The sequence below is a fragment of the Neorhizobium sp. NPDC001467 genome, assembly GCF_050275975.1.
GTDB lineage: Bacteria > Pseudomonadota > Alphaproteobacteria > Rhizobiales > Rhizobiaceae > Neorhizobium.
Window position 1 is genome coordinate 63874 of record NZ_JBNNPS010000005.1, and the last position, 24796, is coordinate 88669.

Consider the following 24796-nt stretch of genomic DNA (forward strand, 5'->3'; position numbering starts at 1 on the left):
GAGCGGTCATTGTCTTGGCGTTCGGGCGACCTTGGGAAAGATCGCCCGAACGGCATTGCTTAAGCCTTGGCCGTCAGACGGTTCAGCGCGGCTTCCATCGTCATGGTTTCGCGCGCACCGGTCTTGCGGTCCTTCACCTCGACTTCGCCGGTCGCGGCCGAACGCGGGCCGACGATCAGTTGCACCGGCACGCCGATCAGATCGGCGGTGGCGAACTTGGTGCCGGCGCGATCGTCCGTTTCGTCGTAGAGCACGTCCAAACCGGCATTTGTGAGGCCGGTGTAAAGACCGTCGCAGACGCGGTCGCAGTTTTCATCGCCCGGCTTCATGGTGATGACCATGGCATCGAACGGCGCGACCGAGGCCGGCCAGATGATTCCGTTCTCGTCATGCGAGGCTTCGATGATGGCGGGAACAAGGCGGGTCGGGCCGATGCCGTAGGATCCCATGTGGACAAGGTGTTCCTTGCCATCCGGGCCCTGAACCTTGGCGCCCATCGGCTCCGAATATTTGGTGCCGAAATAGAAGATGTGACCGACTTCGATGCCGCGGGCCGACAGGCGGTCGCCTTCCGGAATGGCGTCGAATGCGGCTTCGTCGTGCATCTCGGAAGTGGCGGCGTAAACCGAGGTCCACTTGTCGAAGATCGCCTGCATGCCGGCGACGTCGTCGAAATCGATATCGGCGGCCGGGATTTCGAAATTGGTGAAATCGCGGTGCGAGAAAACTTCACTCTCGCCGGTTTCGGCTAGGATGATGAATTCGTGGCTGTGGTTGCCGCCGATCGGGCCGGTATCGGCGCGCATCGGAATAGCGCGCAGGCCGAGACGATCGAAGGTACGCAGATAGGCCGCGAACATCTTGTTATAGGAATGGATCGCGCCTTCCTTGGTCAGGTCGAAGGAATATGCATCCTTCATCAGGAATTCGCGCGAGCGCATGGTGCCGAAACGCGGACGGATCTCGTCACGAAACTTTAGCTGGATATGATAGAGGTTGAGCGGCAGGTTCTTGTAGGATTTGACCGCCGAACGGAAGATGTCGGTGATCATTTCCTCGTTGGTCGGGCCGTAGAGCATCGGACGCTCCTGGCGATCCGTGATGCGCAGCATTTCCTTGCCGTAATCCTCGTAACGACCGCTTTCCTGCCACAGCTCGGCCGATTGCAAGGTCGGCATCAAAAGCTCGATGGCACCGGCGCGGTTCTGCTCCTCACGAATGATCTTGTTGACCTTGTCCATGACGCGTTTTCCCAGCGGCAGCCAGGAATAAATGCCCTGGCTCTGCTGGCGCACCATGCCCGCGCGCAGCATCAGACGGTGGGAAACGATCTCCGCTTCCTTGGGGTTTTCCTTCAGAATGGGCAGAAAATAACGGGACAGGCGCATCGCGGTTTCCGATTTGCGAGCCGGCTTCCATAGTGGAATCGACGTTTCGAGGGCTGATAGTGGGAGCGTTCATAACCGGTTCGGCTGCACATGGAAACCCGGTTGGGAACAGGGCCGCAAACAACCGGACAAATGCCAGAAAGACCGATCTTCGCAGCAGCTTCGGCGTGCACCAGAGCGAAGCCGCACCGCCACAGGTAGGCAAAACATGGTTTTTTGAGGGAGAGGGGCTGCGACATATTTGTTCACGGGATTTTTTTGCCCCCGTGTAACAAAAATGCAAAATATTGGGGTGACAAGATGTCCCATGTGAGCTAGTTTCAGCTCACAAAACGGGCAAGGCGATCAAATTCTTGCCTATTTCGCGGTCAAAGTCTTGGGAGGATTTAGATCTTAGGCGCGCTTGCTCGCTGCCCCGGTAACGGAAAGATCACGCGAAACTTGAAAAACAAGGCTTCATCGCCTTGTTTTTTTTTGGCCTTCTCTCCGAAGAGCGATCACCGGGAGCTTATGCCCAGCAAACGTTACGGAATGATGACGGTGGAGATCTACCCGAAATCCGGAACGATAACCGGCAGCGAGCTGACGCTGATGCCGAAGATATGCGAGACAAGCATCCAGCCGCCGTGGATCAGTGCCGCGAGCAGACTGGTGAGAAGCACGACGCGCACGCCACGGAATTTGGCCGGTGCGCTTGCTACCGTGCCCGGCAGCACATCGCCTTCGTCCTGCTGGCTGCGCATGCCGATGGGCAGCACAATGAACAAGGTCAGCCACCAGATGACGAAATAGACCGCCAGTGTCGTCAGGAAAGGCATGCTTGGTCCCCGTGATGCGCAGCCCCGATCATAAAGGAAATGCGCCAGATCTCAATTGCGAGACCGCTTCAAGGCTTTCACAAAGAGAGTCCGGCGATGGAGCTAAGCTTTTGAATTTTGATTCATATCTGTTCCAGTTCGGTCAGCGTGCCGGAAAAATCCTTCGGGTGGAGAAAGAGGACCGGCTTGCCGTGCGCGCCGATTTTGGGCGCGCCATCGCCGATCACACGCAGACCGAGCGCCACGGCGCGGTCGCGGGCCGCAAGAATGTCAGCCACCTCGTAACAGATATGGTGCATGCCCCCGAAAGGGTTGTTTCGGAGAAAGCCGGCAATTGGCGAATTTTCGCCGAGCGGTTCGAGCAGCTCCACTCGGGTATTGTCGAATTCTACGAACACGGCTGTGACACCGTGTTCCGGCAGCGGCTGCGCGCTGGAAACCTTCGCGCCCAAATTCCTATAAGGCATTGCGGCCGCAGTCAGATTGGGAACGGCGATGGCGATGTGATTTATACGCCCCAACATCAGCTACCCTTCCCAACAGGATCATCTGGCTTGCGATTTTCATCAACCAGTTAAGGCCGGAAGACCGAAATCACAATCGCCCGATACGGTTATGGTTGCAGAAGGCGGCCTCTTTCTTGGCCGGAGAGGATAAGAGATCATCATGGCATCCGCCGGACCATGCGTCGATGCGGGGCAAACTGCCCCGCACCATATGTCAGCGAACCGCAGTGATCGGCGCCGCGGCCATCTCGGCAGCGCTGTCCTGAGCGACCGACGCAACGGACACGATCGCCAACAGCGCAAAGCAGATGACGGCAGCGCCCAGAAAATTTGCAGATCTCATGAAATGTCTCCGAATCGTCCCAGCCGGCTGAACAGATAGCATGCGAAAATGGCGCCGGGCTTTCACAACCCGACGCCATTGCATCACACACGTGTCACTGCAGGCCGCGTGTGGCCGATCAGACTCAGAGGCGGGTCACGAACACCGTCACGATCGGCTTCTTGCCCCAGCCATTGTTGGCGGCGGAGCGGACGGCCCGGCGCACGGCTTCGCGCACCGTGTCGAGATCCTTGCGGCGGGCGCGCGGAATGCCTTCGACGGCGCCGAGCACAGCGTCATAGAGCGTGTCCTCCATGCTTTCGCCTTCGTCGTCGAATTCCGGCAGGCCGTAGGTGACGATATCGGGATCGGCCAGAAAATCGTGACGGCTGTCGAGCAGGACGTTGACGGCGACATGGCCCACAAAAGCGAGCTTGCGACGTTCGCCGATACCCATTTCATCGAAATCACCGACCAGCTTGCCGTCCTTGTAGAAACGGCCGACCGGCGCATCCGCGACGATTTCGATCTCGCCGGGAGCGAGCTTCAGCACATGACCATTGCGCACGCGCGGCACGGTGGGGATGCCGGCGGACCGCGCCAGTTCGCGCTGCGCCGTCAGGTGGGCAGCTTCACCGTGAACGGGAACCAGAACCTGCGGACGGGTCCACTCGTACATCTTCAGGAGTTCGTTGCGGCGCGGGTGGCCGGAGACGTGCACGAGCGCTTGGGCATCGGTGACGATCTTGATGCCCTGCTCGATCAAGCCGTTCATGATTTCGAGGATCGGCTTTTCGTTGCCGGGGATCGTGCGAGAGGAAAACACGACCGTATCGCCGGCGGTGAACGCGACATTGCGCATCTCGTCTCGGGCAATCTTGGCAAGTGCTGCGCGCGGTTCGCCCTGGCTGCCGGTGAGGATGACCACGACCTTGTCGCGCGGGATATAACCGAATTCTTCCTCGGCGATGAAAGGCTTGATGTCATCCATGATGCCGATATCGCGGGCAACGGAGACAACGCGCTTCAGCGACGAACCGAGCAGCAGCACTTCGCGGCCGGCGGCTTCGGCGGCCAATGCGATGGAGCGGATGCGGCCAACATTGGACGAGAAGGTGGTGACGGCGACGCGGCCTTCGGCGGCCTCGATGACCTGCTGCAGGCCATGCGAGACTTCTTCTTCCGACGGCGAAATGCCATCGCGCATGGAATTGGTCGAGTCGCACATGACGGCGAGAACACCCTCGTCACCAATGGCGCGGAAACGGGCTTCGTCAGTCAATGGTCCGAGCGACGGGTTCTGGTCGATCTTCCAGTCGCCGGTATGGATGACATTGCCGAGATCCGTGCGGATCACCAGCGACATCGGCTCGGGGATCGAGTGGTTCACACCAACGGCTTCAACCTCGAACGGGCCGACCTTGATACGGTCACCGGCCTTGAAGATGGTGATCGGGATTTCGGCGCGGGTGCCTTCGTAATTGCGCTTGGCTTCCAGCATGCCGGCGGTGAAGGGCGAGGCATAGACCGGCACGTTGAGGCCGGGCCAGATATCGTTCAGCGCGCCGTAATGGTCTTCATGTGCATGGGTGATGAAGATGCCCTTGAGATTCTTCTTCTTGTCGCTCAGGAAGCGGATATCGGGCAGGACAAGATCGACACCCGGCAGGTCGGGACCGGGGAAGGTCACGCCGCAATCGACCATGATCCACTGGCGGGTTGCCTCGGGGCCATAGCCGTAGAGCGCGAGGTTCATGCCGATCTCGCCTACGCCGCCCAGCGGCAAAAATACCAGTTCGTCCTTGGATGCCATCTTGTCTCGATTCTTGATCATGCAAAAAATACGTCGCCGGCAGCTATGGGCATAAGTTCTGTGCCCGTGTCCAGCATCAGCAAGCCTTTATCATCAATTCCGGCAAAGCGCCCGGAAATCGAACGGTCCGGCAGATTAACGGTGATCTTCTCACCGATACCGCAGGCGACACTGCGCCATTGGGCCGTCACGTCCGCTACGCCCCTGCCCTCGTTCCATGATTCCAGAACCTCCGCCATCTCCTTGTAAAGATGCGCAAAAAGCTCGTCGGCCGAAGCCATCACGCCGTAATCTTCAAGCGAGGCCACGGCATATTGGGCGCTGTCCGGCTTGTGGCGGATATTAATGCCGATGCCGATGACGAGAGCGCGTTTTCCGTCCGGCAGCATCTCTGCTTCGAGCAAAATGCCGCAGGTTTTTTTGCGTTCTAACAGAATGTCGTTCGGCCATTTGACCTCGACCGGCGGTGTGCCGGGCGGCATGACGGCGGCAATCGCGTTGCGCACGGCAAGTGCAACGGCAAGCGGAAGCGACGCGGTGCGTTCGATCGGCGCGGGGTCGATCAACAGAAGCGTGGCGTAAAGGTTGCCGGTCTCGGAGGTCCAGGCCCTCCCTCTACGACCACGCCCGGCGTTTTGGCGCCGGGCGGTGATCCAGAGAAGACCTTGGTCTCCTGCCCTCGCGGCTGCGAGGGCATCTGTGTTTGTGGAGCCGACTTCGTCCAGCGCCAGATGCCGGAAGGCCTCGAGCGGGAAGCGGCGTCTGTTTTCCGTCATCTTAGAAGAATGACTTTGCTGCCGCAGACGCTGCCGTGCCGACCGGGCCGCCGAACAGCACATAAGCCGTCACGAACAGACCGGAGAACCCGAAGACCAGGTTCAGTACGCCGGAGGTGCGGGCAAATTCTCCGGTCGGCTTGTCGAACCACATCAGCTTGACGACGCGCAGGTAGTAGTAGGCGCCGACAACCGAGGACAGCACGCCGATGACGGCCAGACCGTAGAGCTGGGCCTCGATCGCGGCGAGGAAGACAAAATACTTGGCGAAGAAGCCGGCCAGCGGCGGAATACCCGCAAGCGAGAACATCAGCGCGGTGAGCACCACGGCCATGAACGGACGCGTCGCGGACAGACCGGCCAGATCATCCACCGCCTCGACGGCGGTGCCATCGAGGCGGCGCATGGACATGATACAGGCAAAGGTGCCAAGCGTCATGACCATGTAGATCAGCATATAGAGCGCGACCGACGACACACCGGTTTCCGAACCGGCGGCCAGGCCAACCAGTGCGTAACCCATGTGACCGATCGAGGAATAGGCCATCAGTCGCTTGATGTTCTTCTGGCCGATGGCCGCGAAGGAACCGAGCAGCATGGAAGCGATCGCGATGAACACGATGACCTGACGCCAGTCGGCAACGATCGGAATGAAGGCATCGGAGACGATGCGCACCAGGATGGCCATGGCGGCAACCTTGGGACCGGCAGCGAAGAAGGCGGTGACCGGGGTCGGCGCACCTTCATAAACATCCGGCGTCCACATGTGGAACGGCACGGCCGAGATCTTGAACGCCAGACCGGCGAGCACGAAGACCAGACCGAACACAAGGCCGAGCTGACGGGTTTCCTGGCTGAGAACCTGGGCGATCTGTTCAAAGCCGGTGTTGCCGGTGAAACCGTAGACAAGCGACATGCCGTAAAGCAGCATGCCCGAGGAGAGCGCGCCGAGAACGAAATATTTCAGGCCGGCTTCCGTCGAGCGAACATTGTCGCGATTGAAGGCAGCGACGACATAGAGCGACAGCGACATCAGTTCGAGGCCGAGATAGAGCGCGATCAGGTCGTTGGCAGAGATCAGCAGCATCATGCCGAGCGTGGCCAGCAGGACGAGAACCGGGAATTCCGGCTTGTCGATCTGATCGGACTTGGCATTGGCATAGGTCATCAGCAGCGCGACGATCGAGCCGAACAGCGCGGTCGCCTTCATGAAGCGGGCAAAACCATCCATCAGGAAGGCGCCGTTATAGGCTTCGCCCTGCGGAGCGACAAAGATGATCATGACGAGCGCCACGATCATGACGGCGATGGTAAGGCCGGTTACGAGCGGCGACGAACGGTCGCCACTGAAAACGCCGATCATCAGGAGCGCCAGCGCACCGAGCGCCAGAATCACTTCCGGCGACGAGATCTGCAGGCTGGCAAGGAGTAGTTCAGCGGTCATATCAGTCCGTCCCGTCTCAGTGCGTTACTGCGAGCGCAAGCTTTTGCGCTGCCTGCAGGGCTGCCGAGTAATTGTTGACCAGCGCGTCGACCGACGCGGCAGTCACGTCGAATACCGGCGCAGGGTAGAAGCCGAAGAAGATGGTGAGCGCGATCAGCGGGTAGAGAAGCACCTTCTCGCGCGTCGACAGGTCAAGCATCTGCTTGAGGTTTTCCTTTTCGAGTGCCCCGAAGATGACGCGGCGATAGAGCCAAAGAGCATAGGCAGCCGAAAGGATGACGCCGGTTGCGGCAAACAGCGCGACCCAGGTGTTGACGCGGAAGACGCCGATCAGGGTCAGGAATTCGCCGATGAAGCCCGACGTACCCGGCAGGCCGACGTTTGCCATGGTGAAGATCATCATCGCCACGGCATACTTTGGCATGTTGTTGACGAGGCCGCCGTAAGCGGAGATCTCGCGGGTGTGCAGGCGGTCATAGACCACGCCGACGCAGAGGAAGAGCGCGCCCGAGACGATACCGTGCGACAGCATCTGGAACACAGCACCCTGCACGCCTTGCATATTGGCGGCGAAGATACCCATGGTCACGTAGCCCATGTGGGCGACCGAGGAATAGGCGATCAGCTTCTTGATGTCGTCCTGCATCATCGCCACCAGCGAGGTGTAGATGATGGCGATGACGGAGAGCGCAAAGACCATCGGCGCGAAGTAGTCGGACGCCAGCGGGAACATCTGCAAGAGGATACGGATCATACCGTAACCGCCGAGCTTCAGCATGACGCCGGCCAGGATGACCGAACCTGCGGTCGGGGCCTGAACGTGCGCATCCGGAAGCCAGGTATGGACCGGCCACATCGGCATCTTGACGGCAAAGGCGGCGAAGCAGGCGAGGAAAAGCCAGGTCTGCATGCCGGCCGGGAAGCCGTGCTTCAGAAGTTCGACGATATCTGTCGTGCCCGCGTTCCAGTACATGGCCATGATGGCGAGCATCATCAGAACCGAGCCGAGCAGCGTGTAGAGGAAGAGCTTGTAGGATGCGTAGACGCGATCCTTGCCGCCCCAGACGCCGATGATGATGAACATCGGGATCAGGGTCGCTTCGAAGAATACGTAGAACAGAACGATGTCGAGCGAAACGAACACGCCGGTCATCGCCACCTGCAGAAGCAGGAAGGAGATCATGTATTCCTTGATGCGGTGTTCGATCGCTTCCCAGCTTGCCAGCACGCAGAAGGGCATGAGGAAAGTGGTGAGGATGACGAACAGCATGGAAATGCCGTCGACGCCGAGGTGGTAGGAAATGCCGGTGCCGAGCCACTCATGCTTTTCTACCATCTGGAAGCCGGCGTTCGAATTGTCGAAGCCGATCCAGATGAACAGAGACACGATGAAGGTGACGACGGTGGTCGCCAGCGAAATGTTCAGGACATTGCGGCGGCCGTTCGCGCCCTCCTGCCCGGTAAGGAGCAGGAGCACCACGCCGACCAGCGGCAGGAAGGTGACCGTTGAGAGAATGGGCCAATCGGTCATCAGAAGGAACTCCCGAGCATCATCCAGGTGACGAGGGCGGCGATGCCGATCAGCATCGCAAACGCATAATGATAAAGGTAACCGGACTGCAGACGCACGACATTGCGCGTGACGTCGACAACACGGGCGGCGATGCCGTTCGGGCCGTAATGGTCGATGACGGCGACGTCACCCTTCTTCCAAAGGAAGCGGCCGAAAGCCTTGGCAGGACGAACGAACAGGAAGTCGTAGAGTTCGTCAAAGTACCACTTGTTGAGCAGGAACTGGTAAAGGCCCTGCTGCGACGCGGCCAGACGCTTCGGGGTCTCCGGCGACTTGATGTAGAAATACCAGGCGGTCACAAAACCGATGACCATGGCAATGAACGGCGCCAGAGCAACGAGAGCCGGCACGTGGTGGAATTCGTGCAGCAGTTCGTTGTGCTCGGATGTGAACAGCGCGCCCTTCCAGAACACATCGTATTCGTGACCGTAGAAGAATTCCTTGAACACGAAGCCGGCGACAACCGCACCGATGGCGAGGATGTAAAGCGGTACCAGCATGACCTGCGGGCTTTCATGCACGTGGTGCATGACCTCGTGGCTCGCACGCGGCTTGCCGAAGAAGGTAAGGAAGATCAGGCGCCACGAATAGAAGCTCGTGAACATCGCCGCGATCACCAGAAGCGTGAAGGCAAAGCCGGAAGCCGGCGAATGCGATGCGTAGGTCGCTTCGATGATGAAGTCCTTGGAGAAGAAGCCGGCAAAACCGACCGGAGTGAACGGTATGCCGACGCCGGTAATGGCGAGCGTGCCGATCAGCATCATCGCGAAGGTGACCTTGATGTGCGGACGCAGGCCGCCCATGTGGCGCATGTCCTGCTCTCCGTCAACGGCGTGGATGACCGAACCGGCGCAAAGGAACAGGAGCGCCTTGAAGAAGGCGTGCGTGAACAGGTGGAAGACGGCCGCGCCATAAGCACCGACGCCGAGCGCCACGAACATGTAACCGAGCTGCGAGCAGGTCGAATAGGCGATGACGCGTTTGATGTCGTTCTGCACGAGGCCGACAGTTGCCGCGAAGAAGGCGGTGATGGCACCGATGATGGTGACGACCAGAAGCGCATCCGGCGACAGTTCAAAGATCGGCGACATGCGGGCGACGAGGAAGACGCCGGCGGTGACCATGGTTGCAGCGTGAATGAGGGCCGAAACCGGGGTCGGGCCTTCCATCGCGTCCGGCAGCCAGGTGTGCAGCAGGAACTGCGCCGACTTACCCATCGCGCCCATGAAGAGAAGGAGGCACGTGACGGTGATGGCCGTGCTCCTGGTCAGCTCCATGCCGAAGAAGTTGGCGACAACAGCATTGGCGTCGGCAGCACCTTCATGCGGCAGGTAGGTGGCGGCCGCGGCGAAGATGGTTTCGAAATTGATCGAACCAAACAGCACGAAGACGCCGGCGATGCCGAGGATGAAACCGAAGTCACCGACGCGGTTGACGATGAAGGCCTTCATGGCGGCAGCCGAAGCGGACGGCTTCTTGAACCAGAAGCCGATCAGCAGATAGGACGCCAGACCCACGCCTTCCCAGCCGAAGAACATCTGCAGCAGGTTGTCGGCGGTGATGAGCATCAGCATCGCGAAGGTGAAAAGCGACAGGTACGCGAAGAAACGCGGACGATGCTCGTCGTGATGCATATAGCCGATCGAATAAAGATGCACGAGCGTCGACACGGTATTGACCACGACGAACATGATCGCGCTCAGCGTATCGATGCGGAAAGTCCATTCGACATCGATGCCGCCGGACTGGATCCAGCGCATGACGACGGCCTTGATGACCTCGCCCTCTGAGTGACCGAGCGCAACGTCGAAGAAGACGATCCACGACAGGATTGCCGCGACGATCATCAGCCCGGTGGTGACGTATTCCGATGCCTTGGCGCCGATCTGGCGGCCAAAAAGGCCGGCGATCAGGAAGCCGATCAGGGGAAGAAAGACGATTGCCTTGTAGATCATGACCCGATCAGCCCTTCATCATATTGACGTCTTCGACCGCGATGGAGCCGCGGTTGCGGTAGAAGACCACGAGAATTGCAAGCCCGATCGCCGCTTCCGCCGCAGCAACCGTCAGGATGAACAATGCGAACACCTGGCCGGCGATGTCGTTGAGGAACGACGAGAAGGCCACCATGTTGAGGTTGACCGCGAGCAGGATCAGTTCGACCGACATCAGGATGATGATGACGTTCTTTCGGTTCAGGAAGATGCCGAACACGCCGATCGTGAAAAGGATGGCGCTGACCGTCAGGTAATGGGAAAGTCCGATTTCCATAATTTCTTGTCCTTGTCCCGCTCTTTAGAGGCCCTGGCCCGACTTGACCTTGACGATCTCGACACCGGTTTCCGGCGTGCGAGCAACCTGGCGGGCGATATTCTGCCGCTTGATGTTCTGACGATGGCGCAGCGTCAGCACGATCGCGCCGATCATGGCGACGAGGAGCACGAGGCCGGCCACTTCGAAGAAGTAGACGTAATGGGTGTAGAGCACATCGCCGAGGGCGGCGGTGTTCTGGCGGTCACCAACCGGCGGCATCGGCATGGCGACCGACTTGGCCGCCTGGGGCGACAGAACCGAGCTCCCGACCACGAGGATCAGTTCGGCGGCGACCACGAGGCCGACCAGCGCGCCGATCGGCGCATACTGCAGCACGCCCGAGCGGAATTCAGCGAAGTCGATATCGAGCATCATGACGACGAAGAGGAAGAGAACCGCGACCGCGCCAATATAGACGACCAGAAGCAGCATCGCCAGAAACTCGGCACCGGTCATCAGGAACAGTCCTGCCGAATTGAAGAACACGAGGATCAGGAAGAGGACCGAGTGGACCGGGTTCCGGGCCGACACGACCATGACCGCCGACGCCACCGCGACGAAGGCGAAAAGATAAAAGAATATAGCGTGCAGACCCATCTTGGTGCCTTCTCGTCTTCCCCGGCAAGGCCCTTGAACAAAGGCCCCTCCCCGTCGGACCTGGCGGCCGCTGCCGTCCAGACATTTGTCATCTACGTTCCCGCTGCCTGATGGCCGCGGGACATTTCAACTGCTGTTCAGCCGGCCCTATCAGCGATAGGGCGCGTCCTGCTGCAGGTTGCGGGCGATTTCCCGTTCCCAGCGATCGCCGTTGGCGAGCAGCTTGGCCTTGTCGAAATAGAGTTCTTCGCGGGTTTCCGTCGAGAACTCGAAGTTCGGGCCTTCGACGATAGCGTCGACCGGGCAAGCTTCCTGGCAGAAACCGCAATAGATGCACTTCACCATGTCGATGTCGTAACGCACCGTGCGGCGGGTGCCGTCATTGCGGCGAGGGCCGGCTTCGATGGTGATCGCCTGAGCGGGACAGATGGCTTCGCACAGCTTGCAGGCGATGCAGCGTTCCTCACCGTTGGGATAACGGCGCAGCGCATGTTCGCCGCGGAAGCGCGGGCTAACCGGGCCCTTTTCGAACGGGTAGTTGATCGTCGCCTTCTGACGGAAGAACAGATATTTGAACGTCAGCGCAAAAGCGGCGACGAATTCCTTCAGGAACAGCGAACCGACGGCTTGTGACAGAGCGGCCATCTTTATTCTCCAAATGAACCGAGCGGGTGGCGGGCCGTCATCAGCCAGCCCATCCCGTCAGCTTCAGTACGAATGCAACAATGACCAGCATGCCGAGCGAGAGCGGAAGGAAGACCTTCCAGCCGAGACGCATCAGCTGGTCGTAGCGGTAGCGGGGCACGATCGCCTTGGCCATCGCGAACCCGAAGAACACGAAGATGACCTTTAGCAGGAACCAGATGACGCCCGGAACCCAGTTGATCAGCCAGAAATCGAACGGCGGCAGCCAGCCTCCCAGGAACAGGATCGTGGTCAGCGAGCAGATCAGCATGATGGCCGCATATTCGCTGAGCATCAACATCATGTACGGCGCCGAGGAATACTCGACCATGTAACCGGCGACGAGTTCGGATTCCGCTTCCGGAAGGTCGAAAGGCGGACGGTTGGTCTCAGCCAGGCCCGAGATGAAGAACACCACGAACATCGGGAAGAGCGACAGCCAGTGCCAGTCGAGGAACGTGTTCGGCAGACCGATCATCGTGCCGAGGCCGGTCCTCTGGGCGTAGACGATATCCTGCAGGTTCAGCGAACCGACGCAGAGAAGAACGGTGACGATGACGATGCCGATCGAGACTTCGTAGGACACCATCTGCGCCGCCGAGCGTAGCGCGCCGAGGAACGGATATTTCGAGTTCGACGCCCAGCCGGCCATGATGACGCCGTAGACTTCGAGCGAGGAGATCGCGAAAATGTAGAGGATACCGACATTGATGTTGGCAACCGCCCAGCCATCATTGAGCGGGATGACCGCCCAGGTGGCAAGCGCCAGTGTCACCGAAACGAGCGGAGCGAGCAGGAAAACCACCTTGTTGGCACCTGCCGGGATGATCGGCTCTTTCAGGACGAACTTGATCAGGTCGGCAAAGGACTGGAACAGGCCGAACGGACCGACGACGTTGGGGCCGCGGCGCAGCTGCACGTTTGCCCAGACCTTACGGTCGGCAAGCAGGATGAAGGCGATGAAGACCAGAAGGCAGACCAGCGTCAGCAGCGAGTGCCCGACAATGATCAGGGCCGGCCAGATATAGGTCGAAAAGATAGAATCCATTGTCTTGCCCTTACTCCGCTGCAACCTGGAAGTTGTTGCGGGCCAATGCCGAGCATTCCGCCATGACGGCAGACGCGCGGGCGATCGGGTTCGTCAGATAGAAGTCCTTGATCGGCGACGTGAAGGCCGCCTTGTCGGCGCGGCCGGCTTTCAGGGACAGTTTTGCCACGTCATCGACGCTGCCGACGGCGATCTCGTCGAGCGCGGCAAAATGCGGATGATCCGCATAGAGTCGGGCGCGAAGGGCCGAAAGGCTGTCGAACGGCAGCTTGTGGCCGAGAACGTCGGACAGCGCACGCAGGATGGCCCAGTCTTCGCGCGCTTCGCCCGGCGCGAAGCCGGCACGGTTGCCCATCTGGACGCGACCTTCGAGATTGACCCAGGTGCCCGACTTTTCGGTATAGGCTGCAGCCGGCAGAATGACATCGGCGGTGTGCGCGCCGGCATCGCCATGGCTGCCGATGTAAACGGTGAATTTTGCGCCCTTGGCGGAAAAATCCATCTCGTCGGCGCCGAGCAGGAAGAGCACGTCCATCGCCTTCAGCATGGTGGCGGCATCGGCACCGTTGGCGCCCGGCACGAAGCCGAGGTCGAGGCCGCCGACACGCGAGGCGGCGGTGTGGAGCAGGCCGAAGCCGTTCCACTCTTCGGTAATGGCGCCGACGGAAGCGGCAAGACGCGCGGCCGTGGCAAGGATCGCCGCACCATCAGCGCGGGCAACCGCGCCCGAACCGACGATGATCATCGGGTTCTTGGCGGCGTTGAGCTTGTCGATGAAGCTGTTGCCGTTGTCGACGAGGTCGGAGAGCGTGTCCGGGCCAGCGCCCAGATATTCGAAATCCCAGCGCATGACGCCCGGCTCGCCGATCAGACCGATCGGGAAATTGCCGCGGCGGAAACGCTTGCGAATACGGGCGTTTAGAACAGCCGCTTCGTAGCGCGGGTTTGCCCCGATAATGAGGAGCGCGTCAGCCTTTTCAATGCCTTCTATGGTCGGATTGAAGATGTAGCTTGAACGGCCGAGCGACGGATCGAGCGCTGCACCGTCCTGACGGCAGTCAAGGTTTTCCGATCCGAGCGAGGCGATCAGCGCCTTCAGCGCGTACATTTCCTCGACAGAGGCGAGGTCTCCGGCGATCGCGCCGATCTTGTCAGCGGCCGCCGCGGCCACCGCCGTTTTGATGGCGGCAAAGGCTTCGCCCCAGGTCGCCGCCTGCAGGCGGCCATCGCGGCGCACATACGGACGATCGAGACGCTGGGTCTTCAGGCCATCCCAGATGAAGCGGGTCTTGTCGGAGATCCACTCCTCGTTCACCTGCTCGTTGACGCGCGGCATGATGCGCATGACTTCGCGACCGCGGGTATCGACGCGGATCGCCGAACCGACGGCGTCCATGACATCGATCGATTCGGTCTTGCCGAGTTCCCACGGACGCGCAGTGAAGGCGAACGGCTTGGAGGTGAGCGCGCCAACCGGGCAAAGGTCAACGACGTTGCCCTGCAACTCAGACGTCATCGCCTGCTCGAGATAGGTGGTGATTTCGGCATCTTCGCCGCGGCCGATCAGGCCCAGTTCCGAAATGCCGCCAACTTCCGTGGTGAAGCGGACGCAGCGCGTGCAGTGAATGCAGCGGTTCATCACGGTTTTCACCAGCGGGCCGATATACTTGTCTTCGACGGCGCGCTTGTTTTCAGTGTAGCGCGAACTGTCGATACCAAAAGCCATGGCTTGGTCCTGCAGGTCGCATTCACCGCCCTGATCGCAGATCGGACAATCCAGCGGGTGGTTGATCAGCAGGAATTCCATCACGCCTTCGCGGGCCTTCTTGACCATCGGCGTGTTGGTATAGACTTCCGGAAGCTCGCCGTTCGGACCACCGCGGATATCGCGCACGCCCATGGCGCAGGAGGCTGCCGGCTTCGGTGGCCCACCCTTCACCTCGACCAGACACATGCGGCAGTTGCCGGCAACAGACAGACGTTCGTGGAAACAGAAACGCGGCACTTCGGCACCCGCCTCCTCGCATGCCTGCAGCAGCGTGAAGTGGTCCGGAACCTCGATTTCCTTGCCGTCAACCTTGAGCTTCGTCATCGTTACGTCCTGTTTTTCCGTCCGCCGGTCTTGCGGGCCCCAGCCGTTGTGTTCTGGGCCCTAACCGGTGGCAATTCCTGTGCGCCGGAGGTCAGCGCGTTCGCTTGGCCAACCCAGTCATCGCGCGTCACGCGGCCATCCAGGCCAAGTTCGGCATCGACGCGGGCAGCCTGCTCAGTGCTCCATTCGGCGATCTCGGCCAGGGTGTTGACACCTAGGCCGTTCAGCTTCGTCTCGATCTTGGGCCCGAGACCCGAGATCCGTTTCAAATCATCTTTCGCTTTGGCCGGTGCAGCAGCCTTGCCGGCTCCTGTCTTCGCGGCCGTTGGCGCCGGGGCTTCGGCCTTCTCGGCTTCTGCGGCAGCAGGTTCGCGGGCCATGTCCTCCAGCGTCTCGTACAGACGCTGGCTGGCGTCCATGGCGTTCTGCATCATGCCGAACATCGCGCTCGCAAACTGCGTCTGCAACTCGATGCCGATCTGCGTCATCGCTGCCATGGCGGCCGCAGGATTGGTCATCATCGGATTGAGCGTCAGCGAGGCCGGATCGAAACCGGGCCAGGACGAGCCGAACGCCGGCTTTGCCGTCGATGCCCCCTGCCCTGTCTCTCTCTCCTCCGGCGAAGCCATGCCTTACTCCGCAGCTTCCAGCACGGCGCCTTCCGACGTCGAGCGGTAGGTGTATTCGTCGATGCGCTTTTCGATCTCCGGGCGGAAATTGCGGATCAGGCCCTGAACCGGCCATGCAGCCGCGTCACCGAGCGCGCAGATGGTGTGGCCTTCGATCTGCTTGGTGACCTGCAGCAGCATGTCGATTTCGCGCTTCTGGGCATTGCCCTTCACCATGCGCTCCATCACGCGCCACATCCAGCCGGTACCTTCGCGGCACGGCGTGCACTGGCCGCAGCTTTCATGCTTGAAGAAGGCCGACAGACGGGCAATGGCGCGAATGATGTCGGTGGACTTGTCCATGACGATGATCGCGGCCGTGCCAAAAGACGACTTCTTGTCGCGCATGCCGTCGAAATCCATGATCGCGTCGCCCATGTCCTCGCCCTTGATGACCGGACAGGAGGCGCCGCCGGGAATGACGGCAAGCAGGTTGTCCCAACCGCCGCGAATGCCACCGGCATGGGTCTCGATCAGTTCGCGGAACGGGATGCTCATGGCTTCCTCGACGGTGCACGGCTTGTTGACGTGACCGGAAATCATGAACAGCTTGGTTCCGACATTGTTCGGGCGACCGATCGACGAGAACCAGCCGGCGCCACGACGCAGGATGGTCGGAGCAACAGCGATGGATTCAACGTTGTTGACCGTGGTCGGGCAGCCATAGAGGCCCATGTTTGCGGGGAAAGGCGGTTTCAGACGCGGCTGCCCCTTCTTGCCTTCAAGGCTTTCGAGCAGCGCCGTTTCTTCGCCGCAGATGTAGGCGCCCGCGCCATGGTGGACGTAGATGTCGTAATCCCAGCCGTTCTTGTTGTTCTTGCCCAAGAGGCCGGCATCGTAGCATTCGTCGATCGCCGCCTGCAGGGCTTCGCGCTCGCGCATGTATTCGCCGCGAACATAGATATAGGCAGTGTGCGCGCCCATGGCGAAACCGGCGATCACGCAGCCTTCGATCAGCGTATGCGGATCGTTGCGCATGATTTCCCGATCCTTGCAGGTACCCGGCTCGGATTCGTCGGCATTGACGACGAGGTAATGCGGACGACCATCCGATTCCTTCGGCATGAAGGACCATTTCAGGCCGGTCGGAAAGCCGGCGCCACCACGACCACGAAGACCGGAGGCCTTCATTTCGTTGATGATCCAGTCACGGCCGTTTTCGATGATCTGCTTGGTGCCATCCCAATGGCCACGGCTCATCGCGCCCTTCAAGGACTTGTCCTTGAGACCGTAGATGTTCGTAAAGATGCGATCCTGATCGTTCAACATGGCCTATTCCGCCGGTTCTTCGATAATGTCGAGGCGCTTTTCGATGCGCGTGATGCGCCCGTCCATGCGTCCGAGAATTTTATAGATGTTGGCGATATCGCCGTGAGCACCGTTCATTTCCATAGCCAGGCCACGGACCTGAGACGTAAGTGAATCCAGCCGCCCATCGATAGCTGCGAGCTTGTCATCAACATTGGACAGATGTCCCTGCATCGACTTCAAGTTTTCGTAGATCAGATCGTTGGTGACTTCCGCCATGGCTCTCCCCCTACCGCTCGACGCTGCGAGCAGTGTAGCGGGTTCCATGACGAGATGCGAGCACGGCGGTCATCATGCCTCCCCTTCCGGCTTGGCCTTGCGCGTGCGCTTTGGCTTGTCTTCACCGGCAATGGCGCCTTCCGGGGCTGGCGCGCCCTCGGCCTTGCTGCCGCGGCGCTTGACATCGGGTTTTTGCGCCGGCGTCGTGGTGGACTTGCCCTTTTCCGCTTCTTTGGCGTTAGCCGCTGCGGCGCCCGGTGCGGTCGCCGGGGTCTTGAGGGTCGGATCCGTTTCCGCTGCGGTGTCCTTCGGACGGCCTGCATCCGACGGCGGCACGGACGCGCCCTCGGCGACGGGCTCCGGCTTCGGCTCCAGATTGGTGCGCACCGGCTTAATATCGCCGGTCAGCGTCAGCGGTCCGCCTTCAGGTGCCGACAGGTGACGACCGTTTTGAGGACCAACGGGAACGTCGGCGCCCCTGCCGGCTTCAAACTCGTCGATGATCTGCTCGAGGCGCTCCGGCGTCAGGTCCTCATAGGCATCCTTGAAGATGATGACCATTGGCGCGTTGACGCATGCGCCCTGACATTCGACCTCTTCCCAGGACAGCGTGCCGCCCTCGTTGAGATGGAAGGGATCGTGATGAATCTTGTTCTGACAGACCTTGATCAGCTCGTCGGAGCCGCGCAGCATGCAGGGGGTCGTGCCACAGACCTGAATATGCGCCTTGGTGCCGACGGGTTTCAGCTGGAACTGAGTATAGAAGGTCGCCACTTCCAGCACGCGGATATACGGCATGGAAAGCTTCTGGGCGACATATTCGATCGTTGCCTTGGTAACCCAGCCATCCTGTTCCTGCGCGCGCATCAATAGCGGGATGACGGCAGACTGCTGACGCCCCTCGGGATATTTTGCAATGGTCGCGGCTTCGAACACGGTGTTTTCCGCGTTGAATGCAAAAGTTGCAGGCTGGAACTGGTCTTCGGCTAGTCGACGAACAGACATTCTAGATCACGTCCTATTCAGAATATTGCAATCATGGTCGGGAGCGAATGCATCAGCGATCCACCTCCCCGAACACGATATCGAGCGAACCGAGGATTGCGGTAACGTCCGCCAGCTGATGGCCAGTCGACATGTAATCCATGGCCTGCAGATGCGCGAAACCAGGCGCACGCAGCTTGCAGCGGTAAGGCTTGTTGGAACCGTCGGCGACGAGGTAGACACCGAATTCGCCCTTCGGCGCTTCGACGGCCGCATAGACTTCGCCGGCCGGTACGTGGAAACCCTCGGTATAGAGCTTGAAGTGATGGATGAGCGCTTCCATCGAGCGCTTCATCTCGCCGCGCTTGGGCGGGACAACCTTGCCGTCCGCAGCCGAGATCGGACCGGTCTTGGCATCACCAAGCAGGCGGGCAACGCACTGCTTCATGATCTTTACCGATTCGCGCATTTCGGCCATGCGCACGAGGTAGCGATCGAAACAGTCACCATTCTTGCCAATCGGGATGTCGAAATCCAGATCGGCGTAGCATTCATAAGGCTGCGACTTGCGCAAGTCCCAGGCGGCACCCGAGCCACGCACCATCACGCCCGACATGCTCCAGTTCCACGCGTCTTCCAGCGAGATCACGCCGATATCGACATTCCGCTGCTTGAAAATGCGGTTGCCGGTGAGCAGGCCTTCGATATCGTCGAGAACCTTCGGGAAAGCATCGCACCACGCGCCGATATCTTCCACAAGCTGCTGCGGCAGATCCTGGTGAACGCCGCCCGGGCGGAAATAGGCTGCGTGCATACGGGCGCCGGAAGCGCGCTCGTAGAAGATCATCAGCTTTTCGCGCTCTTCGAAACCCCAGACCGGCGGGGTCATGGCACCGACGTCCATGGCCTGGGTCGTGACGTTCATGATATGCGACAGGATACGGCTGATTTCCGAATAAAGAACGCGGATCAGCTGGCCGCGGATCGGAACCTCAAGACCCAACAGCTTCTCGATCGCCAGACAGTAGGCATGCTCCTGGTTCATCGGCGCGACGTAGTCGAGACGGTCCAGATATGGCAGCGCCTGAAGATAGGTCTTGGTTTCCATCAGCTTTTCGGTGCCGCGATGCAGCAGACCGATATGCGGATCAACGCGTTCAACGATTTCGCCGTCGAGTTCCAGCACAAGGCGCAGAACGCCGTGCGCGGAAGGATGCTCCGGGCCAAAGTTGATCGTGAAATTGCGGACGTTATGTTCAGTCATTGTTGCGCTCCGGCCGTAACCATGGCGATGAATTCGGGACCGGTCATGTTCCGTGTCGTGTTCGAGAACGAGTAGCTCGACGGCTTCTCATCCACGAAAATCTGCGATGCGAACGTGAATTCGGACGGGTTGTCGAAAGCCTGGAGAGACACCGCACTATGCGCGCCGTCCTTGGACCGCCACATGACTGTTGTGCCGCAGGCCATGCAGAAGCAGCGCTCACCCCATTCCGAAGACGTGTAGACACCCAAAGGCGCCCGCTCGTTCAGCTCGACGCTTTCGCACTCCACGGCGAGAAAGACACCGCCGGTCCACCGCCGGCACATGGAACAGTGACAGGCGGAAAATTCCTGCTTCGCGATCAAAGCATCAAAACGGACAGCGCCGCAGAGGCACTGCCCCTGTTGCCCGTGCGCTTCGCCACTCATGACTGCGCCTTTTCATCTCCGGGCAGCACATAGTCCGTGCCTTCCCATGGCGACGTAAAGTCGAAATTGCGGAACTCCTGGCGCAGCTCGACAGGCTCATAGACGACGCGCTTGAGCTGGTCGTCGTAACGGACCTCGACGAAACCTGTGAGCGGAAAGTCCTTTCGCAGCGGATGCCCCTGGAAACCGTAATCGGTGACGATACGGCGCATGTCCGGATGGCCCGAGAACGGCACGCCGTAGAGATCCCAGATTTCCCGCTCGAACCAGTCGGCACCTTTGTAAACGCCCGTGACGGACGGAACCGAGACATCCTCGGCGACCGAGAGCTTCACACGCAGACGAAGGTTCCGCTTCGGCGAGAGCAGGTGATAAACCACATCGAAACGGTCGGGGCGCTGCGGCCAATCGACACCCGAAACATCGATGAAGCTCACGAAACCGCCCTGCGGATCATCGCGCAGGAATGCCAGGAGCTCAACGATATTGTCGCGGTTCGTCGTCAAGGTGAGTTCGCCATAGGCGATCTCGGCTGCGGAAACCAGATGGCCCCGCGCCTCACGGATATAAGTCGAAAGTTGGTCGAGAACTTCGCTCATGACTTCCCCTCAGCGCTCGATCGTGCCGGTGCGGCGGATCTTCTTCTGCAGCAGAAGCACGCCGTAAAGCAGCGCTTCTGCCGTGGGGGGACAGCCCGGCACGTAGATGTCTACCGGCACGACGCGGTCACAGCCGCGCACCACCGAATAGGAATAGTGATAATAACCGCCGCCATTGGCGCAGGAACCCATGGAGATGACGTAACGCGGCTCCGGCATCTGGTCGTAGACCTTGCGGAGTGCGGGCGCCATCTTGTTGGTCAACGTGCCGGCAACGATCATCACGTCCGACTGGCGCGGCGAAGCGCGCGGCGCGACCCCAAAGCGCTCCATGTCGTAACGCGGACCGGAGGCCTGCATCAGGCCTTCAACGGCGCAACAGGCCAGACCGAACTGCATCCACATCAGCGAGCCGGTGCGCGCCCAGGTGATCAGCTCGTCGGTCGAGGTGACGAGAAAGCCCTTGTCGGCCAGCTCGTTATCGACATCGGTGAAAAACGGATCGGTGGCGCCGACAGGTTTGCCGGTCGCCGGATCAAGGATGCCCTTCGGCTTTTGCGCGACGAGCGTGTTTCCGGTCATTCCCATTCGAGAGCTCCCTTCTTCCATTCGTAGATGAAGCCGATGGTGAGCACGCCAAGGAACACCATCATGGACCAGAAGCCGAACCAGCCCATTTCACCGAAGGACACGGCCCAGGGGAACAGGAAGGCGACTTCCAGATCAAAGATGATGAACAGGATCGAAACCAGATAGAACCGGATATCGAACTTTATGCGCGCGTCATCGAAGGCGTTGAAACCGCATTCGAAAGCGGAGAGCTTTTCCGGATCCGGTGCCTTGTAGGCCACCGCGAAGGGCGCGATCAGCAGCGCCAGACCGATCACCATGGAAATGCCGATGAAGATCGCGATCGGGAGATAGGAACTGAGAAGTTCAGTCATTGTATTTCATCCCTGCCTGACCGCAAGCGAGGGGCAAGCGCCCAACACTTATGCACTGGCCAAGCGAACGTGCATTGCAACAAGCGCTGACTATCGCAGGACAGCCCCACGCGCAAGAGGTTTAGCCCCCAACCCCCACTCCAAAATGACGCGAAAGACGACGAAAGGTCGCAGCATGTGGAGAAAAGCCATGAAGTGCCGGGAAAGCCCCGCCATGACGATCGGTGGCATTGCACCTAATTTAGGAACTGGACTGAAAACATCAAGCTTTTCGGGGATTTTTGCGCGATCTTGTCGGCATATTTTGCGGGCGACCCCGGCACAATCGTCGCTCAGCTGCGACGATAGCGCGCAGGCATCGCGCAATCGGAATCAACCGTCACGTCGCACACCTACATGCCCAATGCAATCAGTAGCTTAGCTTCCCACGCGAGGAGGACGGCTGCGCCGCGCGGCTGCCAACGGGACGACGTCGCTCCTGCAGCAGCACATACCTAGCACCATGCTGGTCAGCCTATGGCAGTCCCAGCAATGCGTTTGCGACCGCAGGCATGTAGCCACGCATCAGAAGAGCCTCTGGAAGAGGGAAGCGCAGATTGCCTGACAGAACTCATGGGCACGAGATGGTTCGCAGAACCGATGCGCACCAACAAATGGGACTCTAGGAACTTGGAAGAATGAAGAGAAATGGCGCGAGTGACGGGGCTCGAACCCGCGACCTCCGGCGTGACAGGCCGGCACTCTAACCGACTGAGCTACACCCGCGCATTTTGCCTTGCGGCGATCTTCCACCGAAGTGAAAGAAGAGTTTGAGGAAGAGATAGTGGCGCGAGTGACGGGGCTCGAACCCGCGACCTCCGGCGTGACAGGCCGGCACTCTAACCAACTGAGCTACACCCGCACTTATCTCGAAACGAAGCATTCGAATAAGAAGCTTCCCTTCCCCCGGCGGCCTCAACCGCTTGGGATGAGCGCTCACTAAGAGGTTCGCGGACGGGTGTCAACAAGTTTTGACGACAAAAGAATGACGAAATCAACTTTCCCCAACCAGCTCTCCGCCAGACGGAGATTTCCCCATATCTGTCGCAAATTTTTCAAAAAAACGGAAAAAGCCTCTTGCGGATTTCCGCGCTTCCGCATATCTCACGGCCACCGACGCGGCGGACACGATCCGCTTGAAGCGTAGGGCGATTAGCTCAGTTGGTAGAGCGCCTCGTTTACACCGAGGATGTCGGGAGTTCGAGTCTCTCATCGCCCACCATTTTCATCTCCTTTATGTAGTTTGGTTTTTTGTTCACGCGGCATGACCTTAACCGGTCAGCTGAGCGCTAAACCGCAGCGTATGTTCAAACTGGAAGCAACGCACGGCGTCCCTTCGTCCATTCACAACAGCATGGTCGAGATTGTGTCGCGTGCCGCTTCAGGTCAGCAATAGCGGCTGCCGTCCTTCGTCTCCGGCTGACGCCGTTCCCCAGCCCTTGTGACCATCACTGACAGGCGCCATCGCGGCGTACAGGGTTCGCGTCATGTACCTCCCCTTTCCCTCCCTACCACTCACCGATGGGAGCAGGCGCCCATGGGTGACGATCCTCCGCTGGAGCGCAGGTCGTTGCCACCCCGGCGGCTCGCGCTCGAACGTCTCCTCTCTCTGGCGAGAAGGAGGAAGCACGAAAAAGGCCGGGTGAACCCGGCCTTTCCCATCGTCGGCACAGGTAACCGCGATTACTTCTTGGCTTTGTAGGCCTTAATGGCTTCGGCCACCTCGCCTTCCGCATGCGCGGCGTTTTCAAAGCCGTTCAGCTCGACAGCTTTGCGGCCGGCCGGCAGTTGCTTATAGACACGGAAGAAGGCCTGGAGGCGCTCCTGCTCGATCTGCGGGAGGTCGGTGATTTCCTTGATGTTGTCGTAAGTGGGATCGATCTTGCTGGTCGGCACGGCGACAATCTTGTCGTCAACTTCACCGCCATCGATCATCTTCAGAACGCCGATCGGACGAACCTTGATGATGGCGCCCGGAACGATCGGTTCGCGGGTGTAGACGATCGCGTCGAGCGGATCGTTGTCACCGCCAAGGGAACTGGTGATCGAGCCGTAATTGCCGGGATAGACGACCGGCATGGACTGGTAACGGTCCACGACGACATGACCGGTCTTGGCATCGATTTCATACTTGGTGAAGCTACCCTGCGGGATCTCGATAGCGACGTTGAATTCCTTGCCGTCATCCGTCTTCTGCGGAAAGTCGAGATAGGAGACGTAATCAGCAGCAGCGATGCTCGCGGTGGCGGACAGAACGGCGGCGGCGATGAGAAGCGTTTTCATGGAGACCCCATTTTTATCAGTGAGGCGCTTCACCTAGGGGCCTGACATGACATGCGCATGACATGGCCCGGGCATGACTTCGGCCTGTTCCCCGTCAGGTCAAAGCAACGGCCGCGTGGCACGGCAACACCCGCGGCCCGATCAACAAAAAACCCCGGAGATGCTCCGGGGTTTCAAGACTGTGGCAGCAGACTGCCCCGTCCGACAATTACTTGTTGTTGACAGCGTCCTTCAGGCCCTTGCCGGCCGAGAACTTCGGCACGTTGCGCGCCGGGATGTCAACTTCCGCGCCCGTCGACGGGTTGCGGCCCTTGGAGGCTTCGCGGTGCGAAACGGAGAAGCTGCCGAAACCGGCGAGACGGATGTCGCCGCCCTTCTGCAGTTCGGCCTGGACCGTGTCGAAAACAGCGTCGACTGCGGATGCGGCGTCGGACTTCGACAGACCAGCCTTTTCGGCAACGGCGGTAACCAATTCGGTCTTGTTCATGTTTCCACCCCTTTCAATGGTTTGAAACGTATCAAGTTCAGCTCCGGGGCGACAATGATTTTGAGCGTCCCCTGCGCACCCAAAAGCTCTGGAAACGCCTGAAAAACAAGGGGGGCGGGATCATTTTTCACAAAAAAGGCCGGCAAAAAGCCGGCCATTTTCGGAAAAGATCGAAGCGTCCAATTAAAACAGGGAATAA

Annotated in this window: 26 protein-coding genes and 3 tRNA genes; 1 reads left to right on the forward strand and 28 read right to left on the reverse strand. The window is 59.8% G+C overall.

Annotated features, from left to right (window positions below; all coding sequences use genetic code 11):
* Positions 1-59: 59 nt before the first annotated feature.
* The 25 genes from proS to ACQKKX_RS12315 form a co-directional block, all read right to left on the reverse strand.
* On the reverse strand, positions 60-1388 hold the full coding sequence (gene proS, locus ACQKKX_RS12195; RefSeq protein WP_427570963.1) for a proline--tRNA ligase: 1329 nt from the start codon (positions 1386-1388) through the stop codon (positions 60-62).
* Between the two features lie 548 nt (positions 1389-1936).
* On the reverse strand, positions 1937-2206 hold the full coding sequence (locus tag ACQKKX_RS12200) for a DUF1467 family protein (protein WP_427570964.1): 270 nt from the start codon (positions 2204-2206) through the stop codon (positions 1937-1939).
* A gap of 122 nt (positions 2207-2328) precedes the next feature.
* Positions 2329-2730 (reverse strand): methylmalonyl-CoA epimerase, encoded by a 402-nt coding sequence (gene mce, locus ACQKKX_RS12205; protein WP_427570965.1) that lies wholly within the window; start codon positions 2728-2730, stop codon positions 2329-2331.
* Between the two features lie 196 nt (positions 2731-2926).
* Complete coding sequence (locus ACQKKX_RS12210) at positions 2927-3055, reverse strand: hypothetical protein (RefSeq protein WP_427570966.1); 129 nt, start codon at positions 3053-3055, stop codon at positions 2927-2929.
* A 124-nt stretch (positions 3056-3179) separates the two neighbouring features.
* The gene (locus ACQKKX_RS12215) at positions 3180-4847 is read right to left on the reverse strand and encodes a ribonuclease J (protein ID WP_427571189.1); all 1668 of its coding nucleotides are present in this window, start codon (positions 4845-4847) and stop codon (positions 3180-3182) included.
* Between the two features lie 17 nt (positions 4848-4864).
* A complete protein-coding gene (locus ACQKKX_RS12220) occupies positions 4865-5623 on the reverse strand; it encodes a biotin--[acetyl-CoA-carboxylase] ligase (protein ID WP_427570967.1) in 759 nt (252 codons plus the stop codon).
* 1 nt (position 5624) lies between these two features.
* The gene (gene nuoN, locus ACQKKX_RS12225) at positions 5625-7067 is read right to left on the reverse strand and encodes an NADH-quinone oxidoreductase subunit NuoN (RefSeq protein WP_427570968.1); all 1443 of its coding nucleotides are present in this window, start codon (positions 7065-7067) and stop codon (positions 5625-5627) included.
* A 16-nt stretch (positions 7068-7083) separates the two neighbouring features.
* Positions 7084-8598, reverse strand: a complete 1515-nt coding sequence (locus tag ACQKKX_RS12230) for an NADH-quinone oxidoreductase subunit M (RefSeq protein ID WP_427570969.1) — start codon at positions 8596-8598, stop codon at positions 7084-7086.
* Positions 8598-10595 (reverse strand): NADH-quinone oxidoreductase subunit L, encoded by a 1998-nt coding sequence (nuoL, locus tag ACQKKX_RS12235; RefSeq protein ID WP_427570970.1) that lies wholly within the window; start codon positions 10593-10595, stop codon positions 8598-8600. Before nuoL ends, ACQKKX_RS12230 begins: the two co-directional genes overlap by 1 nt.
* Before the next feature lie 7 nt (positions 10596-10602).
* Positions 10603-10911 carry an NADH-quinone oxidoreductase subunit NuoK gene (gene nuoK / locus ACQKKX_RS12240; RefSeq protein ID WP_427570971.1) on the reverse strand — a complete coding sequence of 103 codons (309 nt, stop codon included), beginning with the start codon at positions 10909-10911 and terminating at the stop codon, positions 10603-10605.
* Positions 10912-10935: 24 nt separating this feature from the next.
* A complete protein-coding gene (locus ACQKKX_RS12245) occupies positions 10936-11550 on the reverse strand; it encodes an NADH-quinone oxidoreductase subunit J (RefSeq protein WP_427570972.1) in 615 nt (204 codons plus the stop codon).
* Between the two features lie 150 nt (positions 11551-11700).
* On the reverse strand, positions 11701-12195 hold the full coding sequence (gene nuoI, locus ACQKKX_RS12250) for an NADH-quinone oxidoreductase subunit NuoI (protein ID WP_427570973.1): 495 nt from the start codon (positions 12193-12195) through the stop codon (positions 11701-11703).
* A gap of 40 nt (positions 12196-12235) precedes the next feature.
* Entirely contained in the window at positions 12236-13282 is a 1047-nt protein-coding gene (gene nuoH / locus ACQKKX_RS12255; RefSeq protein WP_427570974.1) for an NADH-quinone oxidoreductase subunit NuoH, read from the reverse strand.
* A 10-nt stretch (positions 13283-13292) separates the two neighbouring features.
* Positions 13293-15374, reverse strand: coding sequence for an NADH-quinone oxidoreductase subunit NuoG (gene nuoG / locus ACQKKX_RS12260; protein ID WP_427570975.1), 2082 nt, complete (start codon positions 15372-15374; stop codon positions 13293-13295).
* Between the two features lie 2 nt (positions 15375-15376).
* Entirely contained in the window at positions 15377-16003 is a 627-nt protein-coding gene (locus ACQKKX_RS12265) for a 5' DNA nuclease (RefSeq protein WP_427570976.1), read from the reverse strand.
* 3 nt (positions 16004-16006) lie between these two features.
* On the reverse strand, positions 16007-17311 hold the full coding sequence (nuoF, locus tag ACQKKX_RS12270; protein ID WP_427570977.1) for an NADH-quinone oxidoreductase subunit NuoF: 1305 nt from the start codon (positions 17309-17311) through the stop codon (positions 16007-16009).
* Positions 17312-17314: 3 nt separating this feature from the next.
* On the reverse strand, positions 17315-17569 hold the full coding sequence (locus ACQKKX_RS12275) for a hypothetical protein (protein ID WP_427570978.1): 255 nt from the start codon (positions 17567-17569) through the stop codon (positions 17315-17317).
* A 72-nt stretch (positions 17570-17641) separates the two neighbouring features.
* A complete protein-coding gene (gene nuoE, locus ACQKKX_RS12280) occupies positions 17642-18574 on the reverse strand; it encodes an NADH-quinone oxidoreductase subunit NuoE (protein WP_427570979.1) in 933 nt (310 codons plus the stop codon).
* A gap of 52 nt (positions 18575-18626) precedes the next feature.
* On the reverse strand, positions 18627-19817 hold the full coding sequence (locus ACQKKX_RS12285) for an NADH-quinone oxidoreductase subunit D (RefSeq protein WP_427570980.1): 1191 nt from the start codon (positions 19815-19817) through the stop codon (positions 18627-18629).
* Positions 19814-20245, reverse strand: a complete 432-nt coding sequence (locus ACQKKX_RS12290) for a GFA family protein (RefSeq protein ID WP_427570981.1) — start codon at positions 20243-20245, stop codon at positions 19814-19816. The genes ACQKKX_RS12285 and ACQKKX_RS12290 overlap by 4 nt, the downstream gene beginning before the upstream one ends.
* On the reverse strand, positions 20242-20844 hold the full coding sequence (locus ACQKKX_RS12295) for an NADH-quinone oxidoreductase subunit C (protein WP_427570982.1): 603 nt from the start codon (positions 20842-20844) through the stop codon (positions 20242-20244). The genes ACQKKX_RS12290 and ACQKKX_RS12295 overlap by 4 nt, the downstream gene beginning before the upstream one ends.
* Positions 20845-20853: 9 nt before the next feature.
* Positions 20854-21432, reverse strand: coding sequence for an NADH-quinone oxidoreductase subunit B (locus ACQKKX_RS12300; RefSeq protein WP_209018769.1), 579 nt, complete (start codon positions 21430-21432; stop codon positions 20854-20856).
* A complete protein-coding gene (locus ACQKKX_RS12305; RefSeq protein WP_427570983.1) occupies positions 21423-21788 on the reverse strand; it encodes an NADH-quinone oxidoreductase subunit A in 366 nt (121 codons plus the stop codon). Before ACQKKX_RS12305 ends, ACQKKX_RS12300 begins: the two co-directional genes overlap by 10 nt.
* A gap of 688 nt (positions 21789-22476) precedes the next feature.
* A tRNA-Asp gene (locus ACQKKX_RS12310) sits at positions 22477-22553 on the reverse strand.
* Between the two features lie 59 nt (positions 22554-22612).
* Positions 22613-22689, reverse strand: a tRNA-Asp gene (locus tag ACQKKX_RS12315).
* 284 nt (positions 22690-22973) lie between these two features.
* Between ACQKKX_RS12315 and ACQKKX_RS12320 the strand changes: the two genes are divergently transcribed.
* Positions 22974-23049: transfer RNA gene (locus tag ACQKKX_RS12320), tRNA-Val, on the forward strand.
* Between the two features lie 461 nt (positions 23050-23510).
* Here ACQKKX_RS12320 and ACQKKX_RS12325 read toward each other — a convergent pair.
* The 3 genes from ACQKKX_RS12325 to ACQKKX_RS12335 all read right to left on the reverse strand — a co-directional run bounded on the left by ACQKKX_RS12325 (position 23511) and on the right by ACQKKX_RS12335 (position 24755).
* On the reverse strand, positions 23511-24110 hold the full coding sequence (locus tag ACQKKX_RS12325; protein ID WP_427570984.1) for an inorganic diphosphatase: 600 nt from the start codon (positions 24108-24110) through the stop codon (positions 23511-23513).
* 208 nt (positions 24111-24318) lie between these two features.
* Entirely contained in the window at positions 24319-24597 is a 279-nt protein-coding gene (hupB, locus tag ACQKKX_RS12330) for a DNA-binding protein HupB (RefSeq protein WP_427570985.1), read from the reverse strand.
* On the reverse strand, positions 24594-24755 hold the full coding sequence (locus ACQKKX_RS12335; RefSeq protein WP_427570986.1) for a hypothetical protein: 162 nt from the start codon (positions 24753-24755) through the stop codon (positions 24594-24596). Before ACQKKX_RS12335 ends, hupB begins: the two co-directional genes overlap by 4 nt.
* Between the last annotated feature and the right edge of the window lie 41 nt (positions 24756-24796).